Origin of the sequence: Mycobacterium sp. MFM001 (assembly GCF_003402475.1) — a bacterium.
Classification (GTDB): domain Bacteria; phylum Actinomycetota; class Actinomycetes; order Mycobacteriales; family Mycobacteriaceae; genus Mycobacterium.
On the sequence record NZ_BFAB01000011.1, the window covers coordinates 140,591 to 160,533 of the forward strand.

21 protein-coding genes, 1 tRNA gene and 2 pseudogenes are annotated in these 19,943 nt (G+C 65.5%); 12 read left to right on the forward strand and 12 right to left on the reverse strand.

Features of this window, described 5'->3' with window-relative positions; all coding sequences use genetic code 11:
- Positions 1-2 precede the first annotated feature (2 nt).
- The 3 genes from MFM001_RS25130 to MFM001_RS18750 form a co-directional block, all read right to left on the reverse strand.
- Positions 3-1,463, reverse strand: a complete 1,461-nt coding sequence (locus MFM001_RS25130; RefSeq protein ID WP_116376762.1) for an aminotransferase class I/II-fold pyridoxal phosphate-dependent enzyme — start codon at positions 1,461-1,463, stop codon at positions 3-5.
- Positions 1,464-1,489: 26 nt separating this feature from the next.
- A complete protein-coding gene (locus MFM001_RS18740) occupies positions 1,490-1,918 on the reverse strand; it encodes an SRPBCC family protein (RefSeq protein ID WP_192886986.1) in 429 nt (142 codons plus the stop codon).
- A gap of 150 nt (positions 1,919-2,068) precedes the next feature.
- Positions 2,069-2,632: a hypothetical protein gene (locus MFM001_RS18750; protein WP_116376764.1), complete on the reverse strand. Its 564-nt coding sequence runs from the start codon at positions 2,630-2,632 to the stop codon at positions 2,069-2,071.
- Between the two features lie 102 nt (positions 2,633-2,734).
- On the opposite strand from MFM001_RS18750, the gene MFM001_RS18755 reads away from it, so the two are divergent.
- Positions 2,735-3,745: a DNA topoisomerase IB gene (locus MFM001_RS18755; RefSeq protein ID WP_116376765.1), complete on the forward strand. Its 1,011-nt coding sequence runs from the start codon at positions 2,735-2,737 to the stop codon at positions 3,743-3,745.
- 20 nt (positions 3,746-3,765) lie between these two features.
- On the opposite strand, the gene MFM001_RS18760 is transcribed toward MFM001_RS18755, so the two are convergent.
- A complete protein-coding gene (locus tag MFM001_RS18760; protein WP_116376766.1) occupies positions 3,766-4,107 on the reverse strand; it encodes an aminopeptidase in 342 nt (113 codons plus the stop codon).
- 125 nt (positions 4,108-4,232) lie between these two features.
- Between MFM001_RS18760 and MFM001_RS24380 the strand changes: the two are divergent.
- Both MFM001_RS24380 and MFM001_RS18770 read left to right on the forward strand, forming a co-directional pair.
- Positions 4,233-4,792, forward strand: a pseudogene (locus tag MFM001_RS24380) (DUF4407 domain-containing protein); the annotation flags it as partial.
- Positions 4,793-4,982: 190 nt separating this feature from the next.
- A pseudogene (locus MFM001_RS18770) lies at positions 4,983-5,501 on the forward strand (peptidoglycan endopeptidase); the annotation flags it as partial.
- 37 nt (positions 5,502-5,538) lie between these two features.
- Here MFM001_RS18770 and MFM001_RS18775 read toward each other — a convergent pair.
- Positions 5,539-6,780 (reverse strand): sulfotransferase, encoded by a 1,242-nt coding sequence (locus MFM001_RS18775; protein ID WP_116376769.1) that lies wholly within the window; start codon positions 6,778-6,780, stop codon positions 5,539-5,541.
- 28 nt (positions 6,781-6,808) lie between these two features.
- On the opposite strand from MFM001_RS18775, the gene MFM001_RS18780 reads away from it, so the two are divergent.
- A complete protein-coding gene (locus MFM001_RS18780; protein WP_116376770.1) occupies positions 6,809-7,384 on the forward strand; it encodes a TetR/AcrR family transcriptional regulator in 576 nt (191 codons plus the stop codon).
- The gene (locus MFM001_RS18785; RefSeq protein WP_116376771.1) at positions 7,381-8,484 is read left to right on the forward strand and encodes a DUF1214 domain-containing protein; all 1,104 of its coding nucleotides are present in this window, start codon (positions 7,381-7,383) and stop codon (positions 8,482-8,484) included. The genes MFM001_RS18780 and MFM001_RS18785 overlap by 4 nt, the downstream gene beginning before the upstream one ends.
- Before the next feature lie 6 nt (positions 8,485-8,490).
- On the opposite strand, the gene MFM001_RS18790 is transcribed toward MFM001_RS18785, so the two are convergent.
- From MFM001_RS18790 to MFM001_RS18805, 4 genes are read right to left on the reverse strand one after another with little or no spacing between them, the layout of a single operon-like run.
- A complete protein-coding gene (locus MFM001_RS18790; protein ID WP_116376772.1) occupies positions 8,491-8,928 on the reverse strand; it encodes a DUF5994 family protein in 438 nt (145 codons plus the stop codon).
- A gap of 35 nt (positions 8,929-8,963) precedes the next feature.
- Positions 8,964-9,752: an MOSC domain-containing protein gene (locus tag MFM001_RS18795; protein ID WP_116376797.1), complete on the reverse strand. Its 789-nt coding sequence runs from the start codon at positions 9,750-9,752 to the stop codon at positions 8,964-8,966.
- 34 nt (positions 9,753-9,786) lie between these two features.
- The gene (locus MFM001_RS18800) at positions 9,787-10,332 is read right to left on the reverse strand and encodes a bifunctional 2-polyprenyl-6-hydroxyphenol methylase/3-demethylubiquinol 3-O-methyltransferase UbiG (protein WP_116376773.1); all 546 of its coding nucleotides are present in this window, start codon (positions 10,330-10,332) and stop codon (positions 9,787-9,789) included.
- A gap of 4 nt (positions 10,333-10,336) precedes the next feature.
- Positions 10,337-11,239 (reverse strand): SDR family NAD(P)-dependent oxidoreductase, encoded by a 903-nt coding sequence (locus MFM001_RS18805; protein WP_116376798.1) that lies wholly within the window; start codon positions 11,237-11,239, stop codon positions 10,337-10,339.
- A gap of 67 nt (positions 11,240-11,306) precedes the next feature.
- Between MFM001_RS18805 and MFM001_RS18810 the strand changes: the two genes are divergently transcribed.
- Entirely contained in the window at positions 11,307-11,747 is a 441-nt protein-coding gene (locus MFM001_RS18810; protein ID WP_116376774.1) for a nuclear transport factor 2 family protein, read from the forward strand.
- On the opposite strand, the gene MFM001_RS18815 is transcribed toward MFM001_RS18810, so the two are convergent.
- Complete coding sequence (locus MFM001_RS18815; protein ID WP_116376775.1) at positions 11,728-13,296, reverse strand: class I adenylate-forming enzyme family protein; 1,569 nt, start codon at positions 13,294-13,296, stop codon at positions 11,728-11,730. The genes MFM001_RS18810 and MFM001_RS18815 overlap by 20 nt on opposite strands.
- Positions 13,297-13,356: 60 nt before the next feature.
- Between MFM001_RS18815 and MFM001_RS18820 the strand changes: the two genes are divergently transcribed.
- The 5 genes from MFM001_RS18820 (at position 13,357) to MFM001_RS18840 (ending at position 18,545) form a co-directional block, all read left to right on the forward strand.
- Positions 13,357-13,755, forward strand: coding sequence for a hypothetical protein (locus tag MFM001_RS18820; RefSeq protein WP_238159280.1), 399 nt, complete (start codon positions 13,357-13,359; stop codon positions 13,753-13,755).
- Positions 13,756-13,806: 51 nt separating this feature from the next.
- Positions 13,807-14,550: a DUF732 domain-containing protein gene (locus tag MFM001_RS18825; protein WP_116376776.1), complete on the forward strand. Its 744-nt coding sequence runs from the start codon at positions 13,807-13,809 to the stop codon at positions 14,548-14,550.
- A 35-nt stretch (positions 14,551-14,585) separates the two neighbouring features.
- Positions 14,586-15,833 (forward strand): hypothetical protein, encoded by a 1,248-nt coding sequence (locus MFM001_RS18830; RefSeq protein WP_116376777.1) that lies wholly within the window; start codon positions 14,586-14,588, stop codon positions 15,831-15,833.
- 137 nt (positions 15,834-15,970) lie between these two features.
- Positions 15,971-16,465: a hypothetical protein gene (locus tag MFM001_RS18835; RefSeq protein ID WP_116376778.1), complete on the forward strand. Its 495-nt coding sequence runs from the start codon at positions 15,971-15,973 to the stop codon at positions 16,463-16,465.
- A gap of 268 nt (positions 16,466-16,733) precedes the next feature.
- Complete coding sequence (locus MFM001_RS18840) at positions 16,734-18,545, forward strand: AAA family ATPase (protein ID WP_116376779.1); 1,812 nt, start codon at positions 16,734-16,736, stop codon at positions 18,543-18,545.
- Between the two features lie 191 nt (positions 18,546-18,736).
- Here the strand turns inward: MFM001_RS18840 and MFM001_RS18845 are convergent, their stop codons facing one another.
- The gene (locus MFM001_RS18845) at positions 18,737-19,024 is read right to left on the reverse strand and encodes a hypothetical protein (protein WP_116376780.1); all 288 of its coding nucleotides are present in this window, start codon (positions 19,022-19,024) and stop codon (positions 18,737-18,739) included.
- Between the two features lie 283 nt (positions 19,025-19,307).
- Here MFM001_RS18845 and MFM001_RS24635 point away from each other — a divergent pair, with 283 nt between their 5' ends.
- The gene (locus MFM001_RS24635; protein WP_192886988.1) at positions 19,308-19,439 is read left to right on the forward strand and encodes a hypothetical protein; all 132 of its coding nucleotides are present in this window, start codon (positions 19,308-19,310) and stop codon (positions 19,437-19,439) included.
- 259 nt (positions 19,440-19,698) lie between these two features.
- Here MFM001_RS24635 and MFM001_RS18855 read toward each other — a convergent pair.
- Positions 19,699-19,775 (reverse strand) — tRNA-Pro (locus MFM001_RS18855).
- Between the last annotated feature and the right edge of the window lie 168 nt (positions 19,776-19,943).

Genomic DNA, 19,943 nt, shown 5'->3' on the forward strand with positions numbered 1-19,943 from the left:
ACTCACCCCACGACCCGGATCTGCTCCAACTGCGGGTCCGCGCAGTCGGGCAACGGCATGCCGGCCTGAAGGCCCGTGCGCAGGAATTCGATGACGGCATCGTTGAGCCGCTCACCAGGCACCACCACGGGAATGCCGGGCGGATACGGCGTGATCTGCTCGGCGGCGATCCGGCCCGCCGCCTTCTGCGCAGCCACGAGCTCGGTGGGCCCGAAGAACGCATCCCGCGGAAGCATCACGTTCTCCAGCTGCAGCTCATCCGGCGTCGGCAGCCGCATCTGTGGTGGCCGGTCGAACGAATCGGCCGCTTCTCGCCAGGCCGTCAACGCATCGACCAGACGGTCGGCGCTGTGTCGGTCGTCGGCAAAGGACAACGTCGCCAGGATGCGACGGTGGTCGGCCAGCCCCACGTCGAGGTAACGCTGCTCGCGCAGCCAGTCGCGGGCCTGATACCCCGACGTCCCGGTCGCCGACACGTCGAGCAGCACTTGCATGCGGTCCAGGTCGTGCGAGGCCTCCACGCCGAGCAGCTCGTCCTCGAGGACCACGATGTCGGGGATCCGGCTGATCCTGTCCCGCACCTCGGCGGCCAAATCCAGTGCGGCACCGAGCAATTCGCGTCCATGCTGCACCATCTGCCGTCGCCAGCCGTCCAGCGCGGCGTAGATCAGCACGTTGGGGCTCGTCGTCATCAACTGGTCGGCGCACGCCGAAAGCCGGTCGGCGTCAACCAAATCCCCTTGCACGTGGTAGACCGAACCCTGCTCGAAGCCGGCCCCCATCTTGTGCACGCTGACCACGCAGACGTCGGCGCCGGCATCCATCGCCCAGGTCGGCAGGCCGGGATGGAACGGCAGATGCGCGCCCCACGCCTCGTCGACGATCAACGGCTTGCCGCGCTCGTGGCAGATCTCCGCGATCTTCGCGATGTCCGCGCAGGTGCCGTACGGCGACGGACTGACGATCAACGCGCCTGCGGCGTCGGGGTATTGCTCCCACGCGCCGGCGACCCGCTCCGGTGACGGCGGGTGGGAAAGGTGGCGTTCGGTGTCCCACCGCGGGGTGATCCAGCACGGCTCGATGCCGGAGAAGATCAACCCGCCGACGATCGACTTGTGGCTGTCCCGCGGCACCAGCAGACCCCCATCCGACCCGCCGGCCACCGCCATCATCGCCGCCCTGACCGACAGCGAGCTGCCGCACGTCGAGAAGAACGCCGAGGACGCCCCGACGGCGTCGGCCATCAGCTTCTCGGCGTCGGACAGATAGCCGCCGGACGAACGCCAGTCGTCCAGCCCGCCGCTGGCCAGCACGTCGTCCCGGAACGGCTCGCGGCCCAGCACCGCCACGACCCGCTCGTCGGCGCCGCGGCCCCGGCGGTGGCCGGGCGGGCTGAATCCATATCGGTCGAGCCGGTGATAGTCGGCCAAAGCGTCCAGCAGCGGCGCCCGGCTATGGTCCATTACCCTGGCTTACCCAACGGCGACGTTTACTGCAATGCGGCCAGGTTGTCGATCGATCGGCGTACGTCGGACTTCAGCACCCGCGCCACCAGCCGTCCGATCGGGCCGTTGAGCAGCCCGCCCTTAAGCTCGGCGCTCAGATGAAAGGTCGACCCGGGATCGTTGTCGCGGACCGACATCGTCACCGCGAGCCGGATCCCGCCCCGGCCACGGCCATTCAGCTCGATCTCGTGTGGTTCGTCGTAGCGGGTGACCGTCCAATGCACGATGTTGCGAAAGCCCTTGACCTTGATGCACGACGACACGCAGGTGCCTTCCTCGATGCGCGACGGAACAGGGCTGCGCCAGCCGGCGAAGATCGTCATCCACTCGTCGAACCTGCTCAGATCCGAGGCCAGCTTCCACGCCGACTCCGGCTCGAGCTCCGACGACGTCGAAACCTCTACTCGCGCCACGCCGTTTCCATACCCTCCATCGGATCGGGTTAACCCGGGCCTAATTGCCCGGCTCCTCCTCATCGCGCTGCGCGCTCTGCATCGTCGCCGGGCCTAATTGATTGCCCGGCTCCTCCTCATCGCGCTGCGCGCTCTGCATCGTCGCCGGGCCTAGACGCCTTTCCAGGCCTCGTCGAGCTGAGCCGCCACGTCGATGACCTGCGCGGCCTGAGATTGCGGCGAATCGATTTCGTCAGCGACGTACTTGGCGATGAACCGCCGGATCTCTCCGTCGACACCGGCGATGACCCGCAGTACCTCGCCGCGGATGGTGTTCGACGAGACGTGGACGGTGATGTCGGATGCCCGCGGCTTGGCGACGTCGACGATCAGCAGCAGCGGTTCGGCGGCTCGCGCGGTGGCGCGGAGTGCGATGTCACCGTCGACCAAAAACCGCTGCTTGTCCAGTCGCAGGTCGACAAGCAGGTCGATCGCCAGCGGGATGTGGATGTCGAACGTGATCGCATCGCCGACCTTTCGCCGAAGCTGCGGCTCCTGGATCTTGACCTTGGCGCTGACCTTGGCGATCTTGCCGGGCCCCTGTCCGATCGGTTCCATCTCGAACTCGTCGCCGGCGATCTGGGCGAACGCGGCGCCGACCCGCTCCTCGGTGACCGCCACTTCGAAGAATCGCCGGCCGAAGTCCTCGTAGGTCATGTAATCGAAGTTCTGCATAAGTTGATACCGTCTCACGTCCTGTTCTGAGCCGACGGCTGATCCGCCTGTGTCGGCTCGAGCCTGGTGTTATCCGACTTCGGCGCGGGTAAACCGGCTGCCATGAGGCTGCGCCGAAGCAACGTGGGCGGGCCGGGCTACCGTCGCGTCCGGCGCGGCCGCGGCTTCTCGTACGTCGACGGACAGCGGGAGCCGGTCGACGATCCCGAGGTGCTGGCCCGGATCGAAGCACTGGTGATCCCGCCGGCGTGGAAGAACGTCTGGATCTGCGCGCACCCGAACGGCCACATTCAGGCGGTCGGCACGGACGCCGCCAGCCGGCGCCAGTATCTCTACCACGAGCGGTGGCGGGCAGAGCGGTCCGAGGAGAAATACGACCGGGCGCTGAGCCTGGCGAAACGGCTGCCCGACTGGCGCACGCAGGTCCTCGCCGATCTGCGTGGCCGCGGTTTGCGACGCGATCGTGTGCTCGCGGTCGCCCAGCATCTGATCGATCGCGGCTACTTCCGGGCCGGCGGTGAGGAGTACGCGCAGGAGAACGGCAGCTTCGGACTCGCGACGCTGCGCCGTGACCATGTGCGGCTGCATCGCGACTGCGTGGAATTCGACTACCCGGCCAAAAGCGGTGTGCGCCGGACAGTTTCACTGGAGGACCCGTTGGTGATCCGGGCAGTGCGGTCGTTGCTGCGTGCCGACACCCGGATTCCCCGTCTGCTGGTCTACCGCACGTCCGACGGCTGGAGCGAGCTGCACGCCGACGATCTCAACGCACGGTTTCGCGAGCTGGTCGGCGACGAATTCAGCGTCAAGGATCTGCGGACGTGGCACGGCACGGTGCTGGCGGCCGAGGCGTTCGCGACAGCGCGAGAGCCGACGTCGAAGACCGCCCGCCGCCGCGAGGAAGCTGCCGTGATGCGTTCGGTTGCCGAGGAATTGGGCAATACGCCGGCGGTAGCACGCAGTTCGTACGTGGACCCGCGGGTCGTGACGGCATACGAGCAGGGCATCACGATCGGTCCGGCATTGCGCCGCGCAGAGCGCGAGCGCACTCCACTGCGCCGTCAGCACGTGCTGGAGCAGGCCACTGCCCGCGTGATCAAACGAGTGTCCTGAAACCGTTGCGCCGCAACGGGCTACAACGTCTCAGTTGATCGGCCGCCGCGCACGAAGAATGCCGCGGCTACCGCAATGGCACCGATCACGGCCACCGGGATGGTCCATGACCGCCGGCTGGACAGCGCCGACTGACATTCGGCCACATAGTCGGTGTGCGGCACGACCTGGTTGAGGATCGGGATGCTGGCCACCGACTTGTTGTTCGCCGATTCGGCGCTCTTGGTGTCGCTGACCAGTGCGTTGCCGCAGCCGATGTCGCCGCCGTTCTGGTCGGACACCTTCACCGGCACCAGCAGTCCGATGATGCCGACGACCAGAACCACCGCGCCAATTGCCAGGACCAGCCGTCGTACGGTCACAATGTGCTCCTTTGCCCGTGCCCAATGTCAGGCGCATAACTACCACTCCGGATGAGCGGCTAAACCAGTGTGAACCACATCACACGCCGCCGCTTCGATTCGGCGTATCAGCTCGCGTGCTGCCGATAACGCTGATCCTTCGCGTGTGGCGCGGTGGGACGAGCCACGATCGCCACGCGGCCGCTCGCGCGGAGCGTGACCGCGCGGAGTTGGCGGCGGACACCGCGATCGCGGTGAAGCAGGCCGAGCTGCGGGTAGCCGCCGAAACACTTTGGGCCGAACGGCAACTCGCGCAGACGCGGCTGGCTCTCGAACGGAACTGCCCGCGAGCAGCGAAACTGCCTCGGAGACAGCGAATCTGCCGGCCCACGCGCGGCCCACTCCCGCGGTTCCCACCATCCCCGGCGTCACCAAAGCCGCTGCGCGCTGGATCGGCCCGCTGGTGCCGACGATCGTCACCCGCGCGATCGGCACCACAACCCAGCCGCTTCGCACCGCCCGTCAGGTGTTCGAGGAGTTCGAGGAGATCACTTTCTCGCTCAAGCGCACTCGCAAGGTGGTCGTACACACCGACGGGATTTCGGTGGAGGGTTCGCCATTCCAACACTCGAAATCTCCGGAACTCGACTGCCCCGATGGCCCACCGCAATTGCCGTCCGCGGGACTAGTTCGCGGCACGAAATAAGGTGATCTGCATTACTTCTCCATCGCGAAAACGAAACGGCAAGCGTACGTTCGTATTACACGACCATCGAATATCGAGCTGAAAAAGCGTATTTACCTAGGTTTTTGAGCTGGCTTATGTAGCCTGGATCACTGGTGGGCTTAAACGTAGTGGCTACCACAATTTTTGGCGGCTACCTGCGGTGTTGTTAATGTCCCGCCGCATGTTTGTTTTAGCAACGCTGATGACACTTATTCAACAGGTGTCGGGCACGCCGTATGTCACCGGCGGGGATTCTCCTGCGGGAACGGACTGTTCGGGCCTGGCTTCCTGGGTGTCCAATGCAGCCACGGATCGCCCGGTATTCGGGAATAGGTTCAACACCGGAAACGAAGAATCCGCACTGCTGGCCCGCGGGTTCCAGTACGGGACTGCGCCCGGCGCTTTGGTGATCGGCTGGAATGGCGGCCACACCGCGGTGACGCTGCCTGATGGCACTGCGGTGTCCAGCGGCGAAGGCGGCGGCGTGAGAATCGGTGGCGGCGGCGCGTACCAGCCGCAGTTCACCCACCACATGTATCTGCCGGTGGACCCGGAAGCGTTCGAGGACGCCCCGCCGCCTGCTGACGGCGCCGTTCTGGTCGGCGCGGTGGCTCCCGAGGAAGCCCCGCCCGCTCCGGACGAGGTCGTCGAGGCCGAGGCGCCTGCGCCCGAACCCGAGCCGGAGCCGGTGCCTGCGGCCGACGACGCCGCCCCGGCACTGTAAGTCAGCGCAAGAAACGCTCAACGTACGAACCGAAGCGCACGGCCAGGTCGTGCTCGTCGAGCCCGAACAAATCGGGCGACGTCGCGACCTGGCCGAGCCGTCCCCGCTGATGACCCGCCAGATATGCGGCCATCGCCGCGCGCGCCTCGGCGGTGAGCGTCTCGCCGGCGAGGTCGTAGAGCCGTTCGGCGACGCCGAGCTCGTCGGCCATGAAGTCGTCGAAGCCCACGTCGACCGAGCGGTCGGGACCGATGACGTCCCGGTCGCGCACCAGCGCGCCCAGCATCAACTCCAGCCGGTCGATCCACGACGCGGCGATGTCGGTGATCGGAACCGGCGAGCGGTGCATCCGCGCGGTGTAGGTGATCATCGTGATCATCGACAGGGCCACCGGCACGGGGTCGCGGTGGGTGAAAATCACCACCACACCGGGAAACACTGCATCCAACACCGGCAGCTGTTCGAGGTGTGACGGCGATTTGAGCAGCCAGCGCCGGCCGCCGCGCAGGAACTGCAGCGCCTTCAGCTGCAGGGCGAGGTATTCGTAGGCCGGCGTCTGGTCGTGGGCCAGGTAGTAGTCGCGCCAGCGGGGCACGTCCGCCAGGGTCTCGAACAGCATCGAGGAGAAGGCGTTGGCCAGCAGCTGGATCTCCTCGTGCACATGGTCGGTGGTCATCTCGTGCATGAGCCGAAAGTGCGGCATCACCGCGTTCATGAAGTCGACGGCCGCGTCCATCCGCGTCCGGCGCGGATCCGGCTCAATGCCCGCCTCGGCGGGCAGCGGAAACGGCTCGACGCTCTCCCAATAAGGAAGCGTGCGGAACGTGGGCGCCGCGGCGAGCAGGTTGTGCAGGTGGGTGGTGCCGGTGCGCGGCAGGCCCGCGATGACGACCGGTGGCAACAGCTCGATGTCGCGGATCTCGGGGTGGCGCGTTAGTAGGTCGGTGAGCAGCAGCCGGTTCTTCAGCCAACCCAGCAGCTGCGCGTGGAAGTTGACGACTCCCGGCCCGTGCATCCCGCTGACCTCGTGCAGCGCCGCGAGATAGACGTCGAGCCGCTCCCGGTAGTCGTCGGGGCCGAAGTCGTCGAGCCCGGTTTCCGCCGTGGCCTTGGCGTGCAGCGCGTCGGCGTCCAGCGGGCTGTCTGGCGCCATCGCGGCCATCAGGTCGCGGATCTGCTGGATTTCTGGGCTGAAGCGCGGTTCGGCGAGATCGTCCAGGTAGACGGTTGTGGCGTCGGTCACGGCGACTTATGTTACTTTGAGTTTCGTAATGACGACGGAAATTGGCCGGCCCCGCGACAAACGCATCGACGGCGCGGTGCTGCGCGCCACCGTCGAACTGCTCGCCGAGACGGGCTATGCCGATCTTTCAGTGGATGCGATCGCGCGGCGGGCCGGTACCAGCAAGCCGGCGATCTACCGGCGCTGGCCGGGCAAGGCGCATCTGGTGCACGAAGCGGCGTTCCCGCTCGACGACGCCACTGCGCTGCCGGACACCGGGTCGCTGGCCGGCGACGTGCGCGAGATGGTGCGCCGCACCGCCGCCGTGCTGACCACCCCGGCCGCCCGCGCGGCGCTGCCCGGCCTGGTCGCCGAGATGGCCGCCGACCTCACGTTGCACTCGGCGCTGCTGGAGCGGTTCGCCGGGATCCTGTCCCGCGGCCTCTCGCAGCGCCTCGCCGACGCCGTCGCGCGCGGCGAGGCCCGGCCCGACGTGTCCGCCGCCGAGGTGGTCGAAGCCGTCGCCGGCACCACATTCCTGGCGCTGCTCACCCGCGCAGACCAGCTCGACGACACCTGGATCGAGCGCACCGCCGCCCTGATCACGAGAGGAATCAGCGCATGACCCACCAATCGACCGCTGCCTGGCGCGAGCTACTGGACATCCTGGGCGGCCTGGATCGCTCGTTTCTCGAAGGCGACCGTGCGGTCACCGACGACCGGCACATCGCCGACGGCTACCGCATGCTCGCGACCACGCTGGGGGTCGCCTTCGATACCTATTTGTTCGCCGAACCCAGCCGGCCGATATTCGTGGACGTCAATACGCCGTTCCGGCGGGACCGGCGCTGGGGCGGCGACAACACCGACGCCTACTACTGCATCTGCCCGATCGACCCCAAACGGCGCTACCGGATCAGCGGCAACAAGGGTGACAGCGTTTACTTTTCGCTGACCGCCTACAACGAACCGTCGCCCGGCGCGTGGTCGGATCGGATCGTGGCGATCGTGCGCGACGACGACCTCGACGTCGACGCGGACGGCAACTTCTCGTTCGAATTCGGGCCGGAACCCGACGCGGCGGTGCTGATGACCCGCGACTACCAGGCCGACCCGCTGACCGGCCGCCCCGTCAGCTGGCGCATCGAGGCGCTCGACGAGCCCGACCCGATACGTCACGGCGACGCCGAAACCGCTGCCTCACTGCGGGCAAGCGCCACGTGGTTGCGCACGATGTTCGCCATTGTGCCCCTTGCCGTCGGCGCGCGCAGCGACGATGTGCACACACTGGGGCACGAAACCTCTTACAGTGCAAATCAATTCGCTGACCCTTACCAGGTGCCCGACGCGAATTTCGGCTGGTCGGCCCGTGACGCCTGCTACGCCTACGGCAGTTTCGTGCTCGCCGACGACGAGGCGCTCGTCGTCACCCATCGGCCGCCCGACTGCCGGTTCTGGAATCTTGTGGTGTGGAATCAGTTCATGGCGACGCACTGCGTTACCGACGCGCGCAGCTCGATCAACGGGCATTCTGCGGTGTCCAACGCCGACGGCTCGGTGACGATCGTCATCTCCCGCGGCATGACCGCTCACCCGAATTCGCTTACCACACTGGACTATCCGCGCGGTAATCTCGCGTTCCGCTGGTTTTTGGCCGACGCGGTGCCCGACCGGCCGCAGGTGCGCCTGGTCAAGGCATCGGATGCGCCGACGAACGTGGACTGAGCCCGTCTACAGCTCGGCGGGCACAGCGCACGTGCTTTGCGCTCGCGCTGCCCGCACCACACCCTCCGCGGTTCGGTATGCAGGGGTATCGAGGTGGAGCGGATCGATGGGCAATCCGGCGGCTCGGCGCAGCACCAGCACCGCAAGTGCGGTGTCGGTCCGACACGGCACGATGAGCAGCGTCGCGCTCCCGCTAGTGCCGGTGATCGTCATGACATGCTGGCGCTTTGCTTCCCAGCCATAAGAGTCCAGCTTGGGCGGACCGTGCGACGCCGACCAGTTGACGTTGATCCCGATGATGTCGCCCAAGCGAGTACCGAGAAGCGCGATCAACTCAGGCAGCTCCCGTGCGATGCTCGGTGTCCGGGGCCACCACGCCCCATCGATGTCATGGCCGAGGCGCAATGACAGGGTCAGCCGCACCGGAGTGCCACGAGGGCGCATTCCCCGACGCTACGCCACCAGGCGCCGGCCGTCCCTCATGGGCCAAGGCTGACCGGGTCGCCGACGTGGATGGTGCCCTCGGCGAGCACCTCCAGGTAGACGCCAGCGCAGGGCAGCGAGTCCACCCGGTTTTCGGCCACCGGCGTGCGCAGCGCATGCGGCGCCCGGGGCAGTGCGCCGTGCTCGAGCGTGGGCACCGCGCAGCGCGACGTGGGCTTCAAAACATGCAGCCGGGTCTCCCCTACCGTCAATTCCCTGCCAACCCAGGTGTTTTCGGCATAGGGCCGGTATCCGGGCGGTGTCTCGATCACCAGGTTCGGCCGGTAACGTAGCGCCTCGGTACCGATCCGCTCGCACGTGGCCGTGGTGATCGCATGCAGCGGCGCGAGATCGGTGAACGAGTCGCCCGGCGTCGCCTTGGCGATCTCGACGATGCGGGTGTCGACCTCGGCGTCCACGCCGAACTCCAGAACCTGCTCGGGGTCGGGCCGCTCGAGCGTGGCACCGTCCGGACGCTTGCTCACCAAGTGAACCGGCCGACCGAGCAGCCGGGACAGCACGTTGTCGACACCGGGTTCGTCGGCGGCCACGCTGGTTCCGTCGGGTACGCGGATGTGCACCCGGCCAGTGTCTGCGGTGGCGGAAAAGTGCAGCAGCTCGCGCCACAACCGCGGCTGTTTGGCGCTTGCCACCCGCCCGGTCGCGGCGTCTACCAGCGCCAGCCGCCGGTCGCCCGCGGCCCCGCCTTTGTCGACGAACAGCGTCGTCACCGTCTCGCCGAGCATCGACTTGACCGGGTAACGGCTCAGACTCTTCACGCGCATCTGCAGCTGGCCGGCCACGGGTTTCAGTATGCGCTCATCTCCTCGCCAGCACCCAGGCCACTCCGTCGGCGTCGTCCGCGGCGATCAGCTCGAGCTCGGCGCACGCAGTGGTCAGCTCGCCGGGAGCCGCGCGGAACGGCCCGGGCGCGGCACCCACCTCGCTGAGCGCGCTGATCGCGACCAGCCCGCCGGGCGCCAGCCGCCCGATGATCGCCCGATCGAGGCGACGGTCCCGGAACCGGTGACAGACGATGACGTTCGCCGGTGGACCGTTCGGCAGACCCTGATCAAGATCGACGACGTCGAACCGGCAGCGATCGCCGACGCCGCATCGCCGGGCCAGATCCCGCGCCTGACCGATGGCCACCGGCGAGACGTCGAATCCCCGGACCTCCATGCCGCGACGAGCGAACCACACGGCGGCAAGCCCCTGCCCGCAGGCCAGATCAAGAGCATGCCCGCCGGTCGGGAACAGCTCTTCGAAGCCGGCGAATACCGAGGGCAGGCCGACCGCATCCACGTGCGCCGGCCCGCTGCTGGCGTATTTCTCGTCCCAGCGGACGCGATCACTCTCGGCCACTCGGCTACACCGCTGGCTGTACGGATAACGCTGTGCCAGTTTCCTTTTCGGCGAAATCCACCACACGCGCGGCAGCGTCGTAGTCGCACGCGACCGCCGAGCGGCCGATGAGCACCGGGCCGCCTCGCAGACCGAGCCTGCCGCTGACACCGACATAGCTGCCCGGCGGTATCGGCTCGCTGATGCAATACAGCGTCGGCACCGCGCCCGCGTCGATGTCGTTTGCCAACCGCCCGGCCACGAACTTCACCGCCTTGTGCGCCAGCGACATCAGCGGCGAGTCGCCGACGTGCGACAGGTTCGAGGCCACCCAACCCGGGTGCGTGAGGTGCGTGACGACCGGCGACCCCGCGGCACGCAGCCTGCGGTCGAGCTCCAGCCCCCACAGCATCACCGCGAGCTTCGAGGCGGCGTACGCACCCATCGTCGTCCACTTGTGGTGACGCAGGTGTAAGTCGTCGAGCCGCAGCGTCGCCGACCGGTGTGCGTCCGAGCCGACGTTGATGATCTGCGAGCGCACCCGGGGCAGCAGCAGATTGGTCAATGCGAACGGTCCCAGCAGGTTGGTGGCCAGCGTCGTCTCGAAACCCTCGGCCGTCTCGGTGCGGCGCTGCGTCAGCGTGCCGGCGTTGTTGATAAGGACGTCCACCTCGCCGTCGATCAGGTCGGGGAAAGCGCGCACCGACGCCAGGTCGGCCAGATCGAGCTTGACCACCGACGTCGACCCACCGATCTCGGCCGCGCGCTGCTCGCCCAGTTCGGTGTTGCGCACCGCCATGATCACGTGCGCGCCGGCGTTGGCCAGGGCGCGCGCCGTGCCCAGTCCGACCCCGTTCGTTGCTCCGGTCACGACGATGCGCCGGCCGGTCAGGTCGCCGAGCCGGCTCAGTGTCCACGGTGATGTCACGGCCATTACACTAACCGGCCAAGCATGTGGGACCGACGGAAAGCGGGGTCGTTCAGGGTGATTCGCCGTGAGTGACAGCGCAGTCGAGATCACCAACCTGATCTACCGCTACGCCGAACTAATGGACGCCGGCAACCTGGACGCGGTGGCCGGGTTGTTTGCGCACGGTCGTATCTGTGGTGTGGAGAACGGGCCGCCCGAGACGGTGTTCGCCGGGCCCGCCGCGGTCCGCCGGATGTACGAGATGGCCATCCGCATCTACGAGGACGGCACTCCAAAAACCCGACACCACACCGGCAATGTGCAGCTCTATATCGACGACGCCGACGGGACAGCGAGCAGCACGTCCTATTACTGCGTCACCCAGGCCACACCGGCGTTGCCGTTGCAGGTCATCGTGACTGGGCATTACAAGGACACCTTTCACCGGCTGGACGGCACGTGGTGGTTCGACACCCGGACGATGTTCATCGACCAGGTCGGTGACGTCAGCCACCACCTGAAGTAGATTCCCCGGCCCGGATGTCCTCGCGGAGTTGGCCTTTGGCAATCTTTCCGCCGGACGATCGCGGTAGTTCGTCGACGACAATGAGCCGTTCGGGTAGCAGTTCCTTGGAAACGCCCAGCGCAAGCAGATGTTCGACGAGTTGCGGCAAGTCGATGCTGGCGCCCGCGAGTTCGGCGTAGACACAGACCTTTTCGCCGAACACCGGATCAGGCATCGCCACCGCCGCCGCGACGGCGATCGCGGGATGGGTCATCACGGCGTCCTCGACTTGGGCGGCGCTGATGTTCTTACCGCCGCGCAGGATGAAGTCGGAGGTTCGGCCGGTGACCCGCAGGTAGCCCTCAGCGTCGATCTCGCACATGTCGCCCATCCACATCCACCCGTCGCGAGTGAAGAGCTTGTCGTGGTCGGTGCCGTCGAGATAGCCGAGGCTGGTGGCGGGGCCACGGCACGCGGGTTGCCCGCGCCCCGTCGCCGTAACATCCCGATCGCCGTCGAAAAGCCGGACCGACATTTCCGGCACGATGCGCCCGGCGGTACTCAGCCGACGCTCCTGGGAGTCGTCGATCGTGGTTGCGCTGAGCAGGCCGGTCTCATTCGAGCCGTAGAACTGCAGGATGGTTGCGCCGGTGAGTTCCTCGAACGCGGCGGCCGGCCGATACGGCAGCGCTTCGCCGCCGGTGAAAACGACGCGCAGCGAGCGCAAGTCGTAGTCCAGGCGGACGGGATCGGCCATCAGCATCGTCAATTGTGTGCTGACACAGCACAATACGGTGACTTTGTGACGGGCGATCGCCTCACATGTCGCCGCGGTGGTGAATCGCTCCAGGGTTACCGCGGTGGCGCCCAGGTAGATCGGAGTCGTGTGACTGGTCCAGATCCCGAAGCCGAACGGCGTCGGTATGACGGGCAGGAAGATGTCCTCCGGCGTCAAGAGCCCGTTGGCGACGGCTTTCTGATGGAAGTAGTGCCAACGGTTCTGCGTGTGCACCACGCATTTGGGCGATCCGGTGGTTCCCGACGTCGAGTTGATCAGGAAGACGTCGTCGGGGCCGAGTTGGCGTGCCGGCGTTCCGGGCGTCGCGTCGGTGGTCAGACGAAGCGTGTCATCCATCACGTGCGTGATCATGTTCGCCACTGTTCCGCGCTGTCGATCGGCGATCAGGAGCTTGGGCTGAGTGCTGCGCAGTATCGCTGTGACTTCGCGGGTACCGGCGCGCGCACCGATACCGACAACGACAGCACCGCAGCGTTCGATGGCCACGAACAGCACATGGATAGCGGCCGAGTCGGCGTGCCACACCGCGACCCGGTCGCCGGGCATGACTCCGATCCCGGCTAGTTGTTCGGCTAAAGCAGTTGCGGCAGTATCGAATTCGCGCGATGTCAGGCGCCTTGCCGGGTGGTCGATATAGGCGACACGGTCGGGCGCGGTTTCGGCGTTACGACGTACCGCATCCGACAGCGTCGAGTCGATCCACCAACCCGCCGCCCGATACCGCGCCGACTCCTCCGCAGTGAATGCCGGCGAGCCCGCGATCTGCGTCATGGGAGCACCGTAACCAGTCGTTCACCGCGAAAACGGCAGCCCAGTGTTTACTCTTCTTCAATGCACGCGAAGAAGACGGCTATCGCCACAGCGGCGATGGTGCTCGCGGGTTGCGGGGGGTCAAGCCATTCGGTGGCCACCGTGACGTCCACGGTGCAACCGGTGATCACCAAGACAGTGACGGTCACCGTCCCGCCGCCAGCGGCTCCGCTGCCCAAAACGACCATGGACACCGATGGCACCTACCGGATCGGCACCGACATCGAGCTGGGCACTTACCGCACCGGCGGTCGGAGCGCCGAAGGAGAATCGGATTGTTATTGGGCCAGGCTGCACAGTCTCAATCCCACGGACATCATCGACAACAACATCGGCAACGGTCCGCAGGAAGTCGCGATTCAGCCGAGCGACGTCGCATTCCTGACACACAGCTGCCAGCGCTGGGAGAAGACGCACTAACCATCCGGCAAGACGTCCGTCAACCACGTCAGGCTGATTTACGCTCAGATCATGCGCGATCGGGACGCGATCGACGCCGAGTTGCGGCGCCTGGCAGCAGCGCGCCAGTCCACCCGCGAGCAGGGTGGTGCGCCGTCCACGCGTGAGTTCGACGCACTTCTCGACGAGCGCCTGGGACATCTTCCGGAGGCCGCCCTCACCGAGGCGCGTCAAGCGTCCAACGTCAGGCCTTACCGACTCAAGGGTGTGCAACGGCGCTTCGGCCTGCTCGCGGCGTTGCCGCTGTCCCTGATCGCTGTCGTCGCGGTGGTCGTGGTGATGTTCACGTTCCACAACACACCGCCGCCGGAGCAGCCGGCGGAAGCGCCGCCGGCACCGTCGCACGCGCCACCCCAGCCGGCCCCGCCGAAAGCTCAGCCGCCGCCGCTCGACATGGTCGACAAGGCGTTCATCGGCGCATTGAAACAGGAGCAGGTGCCGATCCCCAGTCGCGAATATGTGACGAGCCATGGGCATGCGGTCTGCGACTTCCTCGCGCAGCAACAGAACTTCGAGGACGCCGTCCATTTCGTGCAGCAATCGTCGGTGTGGGATGCCAACCAAAGCGCCTACGTGACTGCAGGTGCCATCGTCTCGTACTGCCCGCAATACCTACCGACAAGCTCCGACGAGATGCAGCACGCTTCCCAGACTCCTCTCCCCGACCTGCCGAACATCCAGGGTGATCTGGAAGGAATCGAAGGCGTTTTGCAGGGCATCCGCGACGATCTGCAAGGCATCACAGGGCAGCAGTAGCCCGGATCGTCGCCGGGCTGACATGATCGACGGAGATGAAAGCACTCCGCATCGTGGCGGCAACCGCCATAGCTCTTGCGCCGCTGCTGGCGGTAGCCACCACACCCGGTGTGGCACACGGGGCTCCCTGCGTCGGCGCCGGATCGAATCCCAGCTTTTGCGACGAATGTCTGTTTTGGGTGTCGGAATATCACCTTCGATCGCCCCGGTCGTGCTACGAAGAAGGGCCGCCGCCCCGCCCGGCCCAGCCGCCGTCGAGCAGCGTGCCGGTGCAGCTTCCGCCACCTCCCCCGCTGCCCGCTGTGCCCCAGCCCCCGCCGCCGAGCGTGACGCAGGTCGTTCCGAGTCCGCCCACGGTTCCGGCTCATGGCCCGAAGATCAATCCGCTGCCGCCGGGGGTGTCGCGAAACGCCCCAGTGGTGGCGGCGCCGATGGGACTGGATGCGCCACCGCAGGCGGTCAAGGCCGCGAAGGAGGCACCGCCCACGCGGGTTAATCCCAGCATGGACAAGATGCTGCAGGTGGTGGATTTCAATCACCAGGTGCAGACCGTGGTCGACGCCCACAACGGCAACGTCGACGTCGTAAAGGCCGACAACAAGTCGCTGCCGCGCCCCCGCCATTGGGACTACATCGACTACGACGCCTACCACCGCCCGATGCTTTACAACCCGCTCAATGAGGCGATGACCTTCCGCTATTTCTACAACGGCGCCTACCGGGAGGCGTATGTGCCGGCCGGCGGTCGGATCGTGCTCGACGCCGCCGTCGCCGGCCTGTTCCCGTTCACCGCGGTCGGCGAAAGCCATTTGGCGACGGGCAGCTTCAACGGCGGGGCATGGATACCGCCGGAGGGTTGGGACGGCCCCCCACCACCGGACTACAAGCCGCCGGCGCCCCCGGAGGTGTACCGAGACGTCGTGGCCGACGTTCCCGCGGATGCCAAGACCGTCGCAGTCGGCCAGGTACAGCTGGTGGGCCGCGACGACAGCCAGTCCGCGGGCAGCCGGGACACTTTCCTGCTCGACGACTCGACATTTGCGTGGGGTCAGATCAACGATCCCGGGAGCAACACCCAGATCAAGGTGACCAAGACTCAGTCGCTGCCAGGCGTCGGGCCGATCGACAATGGCAGTTACTTGGTGGCGCTGGCCGCGCTCGAGGAGCCCGGCCACTCCTCCGGACCCTGGTGGCCCTCGGCGCTGGGCTATGGGGCGTTGGCGCTGGCGGTCGTCCTCGTCGCCTGGGGCCTCAGCCGCGGGAATCGGGAAGAAGAGACCTGACGGCTTTGGGGTTTCGCTGAGCATCAGTGAAACAGCGTATACTCAGCTAATACCTAGCCCTGGCGGATTAGCTGGCGTGAGTCTAATTGCTGGGCGCTTGGGGGTATGAGGTTGGTCCCGCGTGGGGGAGCGCGCGGATGGGGGTGGTTACGGTGGACGGCCGTGCAGTCGAGCCTGAGGATTTCGCGCCGCAGGACTACACAATCCCGCTGGGAGTGAATGCGGGATGCGTCGGGCGGGTTATCAACCGCATGTGGCGCAATGTGGCGGCCTACGTGACGTTGCAACACGACAAGGCGTGCAGCGCCGCCATGCAAGGAGTGCGGGAATGGCCGCCGCTCCTTCCGATCACCCAAGCTGACTACCTTGTCGCGTTCTCCAGAGGCCGTGTTTCTCGTGAACAGGCCAAGGAACGGCGCGCCGTCATTCAGAGCAAGTGGGTGGCGGGGCAGACACCCAGTGAGTCCGCCGCCTGTTTGCGTGACAGCTGGGCGGTCGAGCAGCGGCACATCGCTTGCCTACGGCGTCAACTCGCCACCATCAGCGCTGAACTGGAACACGCCGAGGAACGGTTGCGCGAGCTCCAACAGCGCATCGACATCGCGGAGGAACCGGAACATGTTGCGCACTAAGCGATTTGGATGCGAAGTGAGGAAGGCACTTCTTCGGTCGGGCTGACAGTGTCGGGCTGACAGGATTTGAACCTGCGACCACTTGACCCCAGATAGCCGAACGCGCTGCGCGGGTGTTCACCGGCAACCGGTCTGCGCCGGTCAGTGGCCTTTCACGACATCGGCGGACATTGACGAACCGGCCCGAAACCAATGTGGTTGGCGTATGCCTCACAACACACGCCGCGGGGGGTGGAGCTTGAATTGGTGACGAAGTTAGTGTGCGTCCATGCGGTTCACGGCGATCACGGTTAGCAACATCGGCGGCGTTGTTGACCAGCGGATCGAGCTGCCAAAGTCACCTGTTGTCGCATTTGCGGGTCCGAACGGTACCGGGAAGACAAAGCTGCTTGCAGCCATGCTAAGCCACTGGGCAGGCAATTTGCCGCCACCACGTCACAAAGCAAAGGCCGAGGCAACCCTCGAGGTCGAGCTCGACCAAACGGACCGCGACGCCCTGGTTGCATTTAGTGAAGAGGTCGGGTGGGGTTCACCTGAAATCCCCGAAACCGTTGAGCTCACAGCCACCCGCAGCGACATGGTCGGCACGCAACGTGCTGCCAAGCCCGCAGTAACAGCCCTCGAACAATTCGGAACCCACCAGGCCCTGTTGCAAATCGCCCCGAATCTGAACCCGATGTATCTGCCGGCGGAGCGACGACTGCTCCCGGCTGGCACCGCCGGTATCGACCTCGCGCAGCTCGCCGAAGCGTTCGCTTATCAGCAGACGGCGCAGTCCCGCGCCGCGATCCAGAACTACGGAAGGCTAGACGACCAAGAGTTCGAGCAATTTGCCAAAGCTTTGTGCGTAGCCGATCGGTTGGACGACGACCCGGATGAGGAACCCGCGCCGCCCCTGTCGCGGGTTGAATGGCCCGAGTTCGTGGAGACGGTCAACGCACTTTTGCATCCGAAAAAGCTCTTACCGTTGAGCAAACAGCACCCGGACCAATTGCGCATCCAACTCGCCAATGGCGACGTTCATGCAGTGCCTGACCTATCCAGCGGCGAACGACAAGCCTTAGTAATCATGAGCAGGGTTCTCAGGGCAGGAGCGGGACACAGCGTGGTCCTTGTTGACGAGCCCGACGCCTACTTGCACCCAAACCTAAGTCGCCGGCTCATCGAGGCCCTTGAGAGCGGCACCGGTCACACAGGCCAACTCATCTTGGCCACACACAGTCCGGCCATCCTGGACCGAATCCCGACCGATTCGATCGTCAGACTCGATTACGACTCCGCCGCAAGGCGTGTGGCGAACGAGTCAGGCCTTATTGAGCTCTACAAAACCACCGGATTCAAAGCCAGCGCGCTAACCCAGTCGGAACTGCTAGTGGTAACTGAAGGTGACTCCGACGATGTGGTTCTAAAAGCGTTATTCCCTAGCCTAGCCCGCGCCGCGGTGCAACAAGGTCAAGGCCGGCGCGGTGTGCTTCAACGCGTCAAGCACCTACTCGAGTACGACGTACCCGTCGTTGGTCTAGTTGACCGTGATGTTGAGCCGCCAACACTCGATGCAGTACTCGAACCTCATGTTTGCATCTTGCCGACCGCCGACCTTGAAGGTGCGTTCCTTTCAGACGACGCGGCACTGCAGGTCATGGTCGATCAACGTTACGCAAAAGCCGAGTATCGCGACGTTGAAGCATTGCGAGCAATTCGCGACAGCCTTTATGCCGCGAAGCGCGACAACACCATCGCTGAACTGGCGCAACGAGAACTACGCGATAGCTTCGGCATCCAATGGCCAAGTTCACGAGCAGATGACGCGCTGAACCTGCTACGTGCGACGAGTTCGCCCCCCTCCAACCCGACTACGGCGGACATCGAGGCGGCAATTCAGCGCGCATCGGATCGGTGGGCCGAGCACGCCACAAAGCCGTGGAAGTTGGTGCGAGGCAAGTACATTCTCGGTCAGTTCACGCGTACATGTACGAATTGGACGAAGGGATCGACCCTGCTTGAAGCAGTGGCTGGACAACAACCCAAGCTGACCGCCCTTCAAGAGTTCGAGCAGAAGATCGACACTCTGCTTGCCTAGGCGAATCACATCTGCTCGCTGACATCCCTGGCACAGATCATCCCGACGGCCGGTCTTCCGTTTTTTGCGTCGCCCGAAAAAATTCCTAACTATCGCGGGGAAGTCAGCCGGCCCGGGGGCTCGGATTTCTTGCCGGGCGGTCGACTGTCGACGTCTCGGCGGGCGGTCAGGCAGATTGCTCGGCCTGGCCGCTACCAATCGCTGTACGGAATACTTGACGACAGGACTTTTGGAGGCGCAGCGCCTTCGCCGGGCTTGATTCCCTTGAACCCGTTCCGCTCCACATACATTGCAAGCGGCTGCATTCTGAGGTCGGCGTGGGCACCGGGACCCACTGTAATCGTCGTCAATGCACCGTCTACGAGTGGGATCTTCACGCGGGGCATCATGCCGTACTTACTAGGGGTGAAGAAGTTACGCAGCGGTCCGGGCTGCACAATTCGGACCTCGCGTTCTTCTGCGAAGCTTTTGTCCTTCATGAATGCAGCCTTCTCAGCGACCAACTCCGAAAGTTGGCGACGTTGGTGCCGTACCCGATCTCGGTTACCGGCACGGCGGTTTCGGGCGCCATGCCAGCCAACACATCGGCCATGTGGTCGTCGTTTTCAATGAGGGTGGTCCAGTGCTTGCGCCAGCCAGCCGTGATCTTGCCCTTGTTGATCGCCTCGTTGACCTCGGCTTCGATGTCGGCCTTTCGGGCTGCGGCGGCGATCCGCCGACCCTCTGCGGCATTCGGCGGCCGTCGCGTGGTTGGAGTCGGGTATGCACATCAAGGCCGTTGCCGACCTGCTCGGGCACTCATCCATCGCTATTACCGGCGACGTGTACCGCCACACATCCGACGACACGGCGTGGGCCGCAGTCGCCGGCCTCGCGGCAAAACTAGGGATCTGACGAGCTTCAGCCGAGGAGATAACCGAAGGGGCATCAGCTCGGGTTAGAGCCCGAGCGGCGGGTGGTGAACCCCTCCGGTGGTTTCGCCAAATGGAGCTTGAACATCACCACCTCCTCTATTCAGTTCCACGTCCACCGATACCGACGAATGTCCGCGAACGGCCGCGGGTTTGGCGTATGCGTTGGCGTATGGAGGCCGTAGAACGCAATCGAGGCGGCCCCGGATTCCTCCGAAATCGCCTCTGACCTGCGCTAATTTTGGTCGGGCTGACAGGATTTGAACCTGCGACCACTTGACCCCCAGTCAAGTGCGCTACCAAACTGCGCCACAGCCCGGTGCCGCCGAAAGCACACTGGCGGCAGGTCGAAAGCCTACAGCAGACGGCGGTTATCGCTCGAACCCAACGCACGGCGATCAGACTGTGGATGAATGCCCAACTGGGGATAACCGCGGCCCTGGACGCGCGAACGGAAAACTTGTCGGCCTGTTGCCTCATGTCAAGA

Bases quoted from the DNA above. Each gene is read 5' to 3' on its own strand.
- MFM001_RS25130 (WP_116376762.1), bottom strand. From the start codon at position 1,463: ATGGACCATAGCCGGGCGCCGCTGCTGGACGCTTTGGCCGACTATCAC.
- MFM001_RS18750 (WP_116376764.1), bottom strand. From the start codon at position 2,632: ATGCAGAACTTCGATTACATGACCTACGAGGACTTCGGCCGGCGATTC.
- MFM001_RS18755 (WP_116376765.1), top strand. From the start codon at position 2,735: ATGAGGCTGCGCCGAAGCAACGTGGGCGGGCCGGGCTACCGTCGCGTC.
- MFM001_RS18780 (WP_116376770.1), top strand. From the start codon at position 6,809: ATGACGACGGAAATTGGCCGGCCCCGCGACAAACGCATCGACGGCGCG.
- MFM001_RS18785 (WP_116376771.1), top strand. From the start codon at position 7,381: ATGACCCACCAATCGACCGCTGCCTGGCGCGAGCTACTGGACATCCTG.
- MFM001_RS18790 (WP_116376772.1), bottom strand. From the start codon at position 8,928: ATGCGCCCTCGTGGCACTCCGGTGCGGCTGACCCTGTCATTGCGCCTC.
- MFM001_RS18795 (WP_116376797.1), bottom strand. From the start codon at position 9,752: ATGCGCGTGAAGAGTCTGAGCCGTTACCCGGTCAAGTCGATGCTCGGC.
- MFM001_RS18815 (WP_116376775.1), bottom strand. From the start codon at position 13,296: ATGACGCAGATCGCGGGCTCGCCGGCATTCACTGCGGAGGAGTCGGCG.
- MFM001_RS18820 (WP_238159280.1), top strand. From the start codon at position 13,357: ATGCACGCGAAGAAGACGGCTATCGCCACAGCGGCGATGGTGCTCGCG.
- MFM001_RS18825 (WP_116376776.1), top strand. From the start codon at position 13,807: ATGCGCGATCGGGACGCGATCGACGCCGAGTTGCGGCGCCTGGCAGCA.
- MFM001_RS18830 (WP_116376777.1), top strand. From the start codon at position 14,586: ATGAAAGCACTCCGCATCGTGGCGGCAACCGCCATAGCTCTTGCGCCG.
- MFM001_RS18835 (WP_116376778.1), top strand. From the start codon at position 15,971: ATGGGGGTGGTTACGGTGGACGGCCGTGCAGTCGAGCCTGAGGATTTC.
- MFM001_RS18840 (WP_116376779.1), top strand. From the start codon at position 16,734: ATGCGGTTCACGGCGATCACGGTTAGCAACATCGGCGGCGTTGTTGAC.
- MFM001_RS18845 (WP_116376780.1), bottom strand. From the start codon at position 19,024: ATGAAGGACAAAAGCTTCGCAGAAGAACGCGAGGTCCGAATTGTGCAG.
- MFM001_RS24635 (WP_192886988.1), top strand. From the start codon at position 19,308: ATGCACATCAAGGCCGTTGCCGACCTGCTCGGGCACTCATCCATCGCT.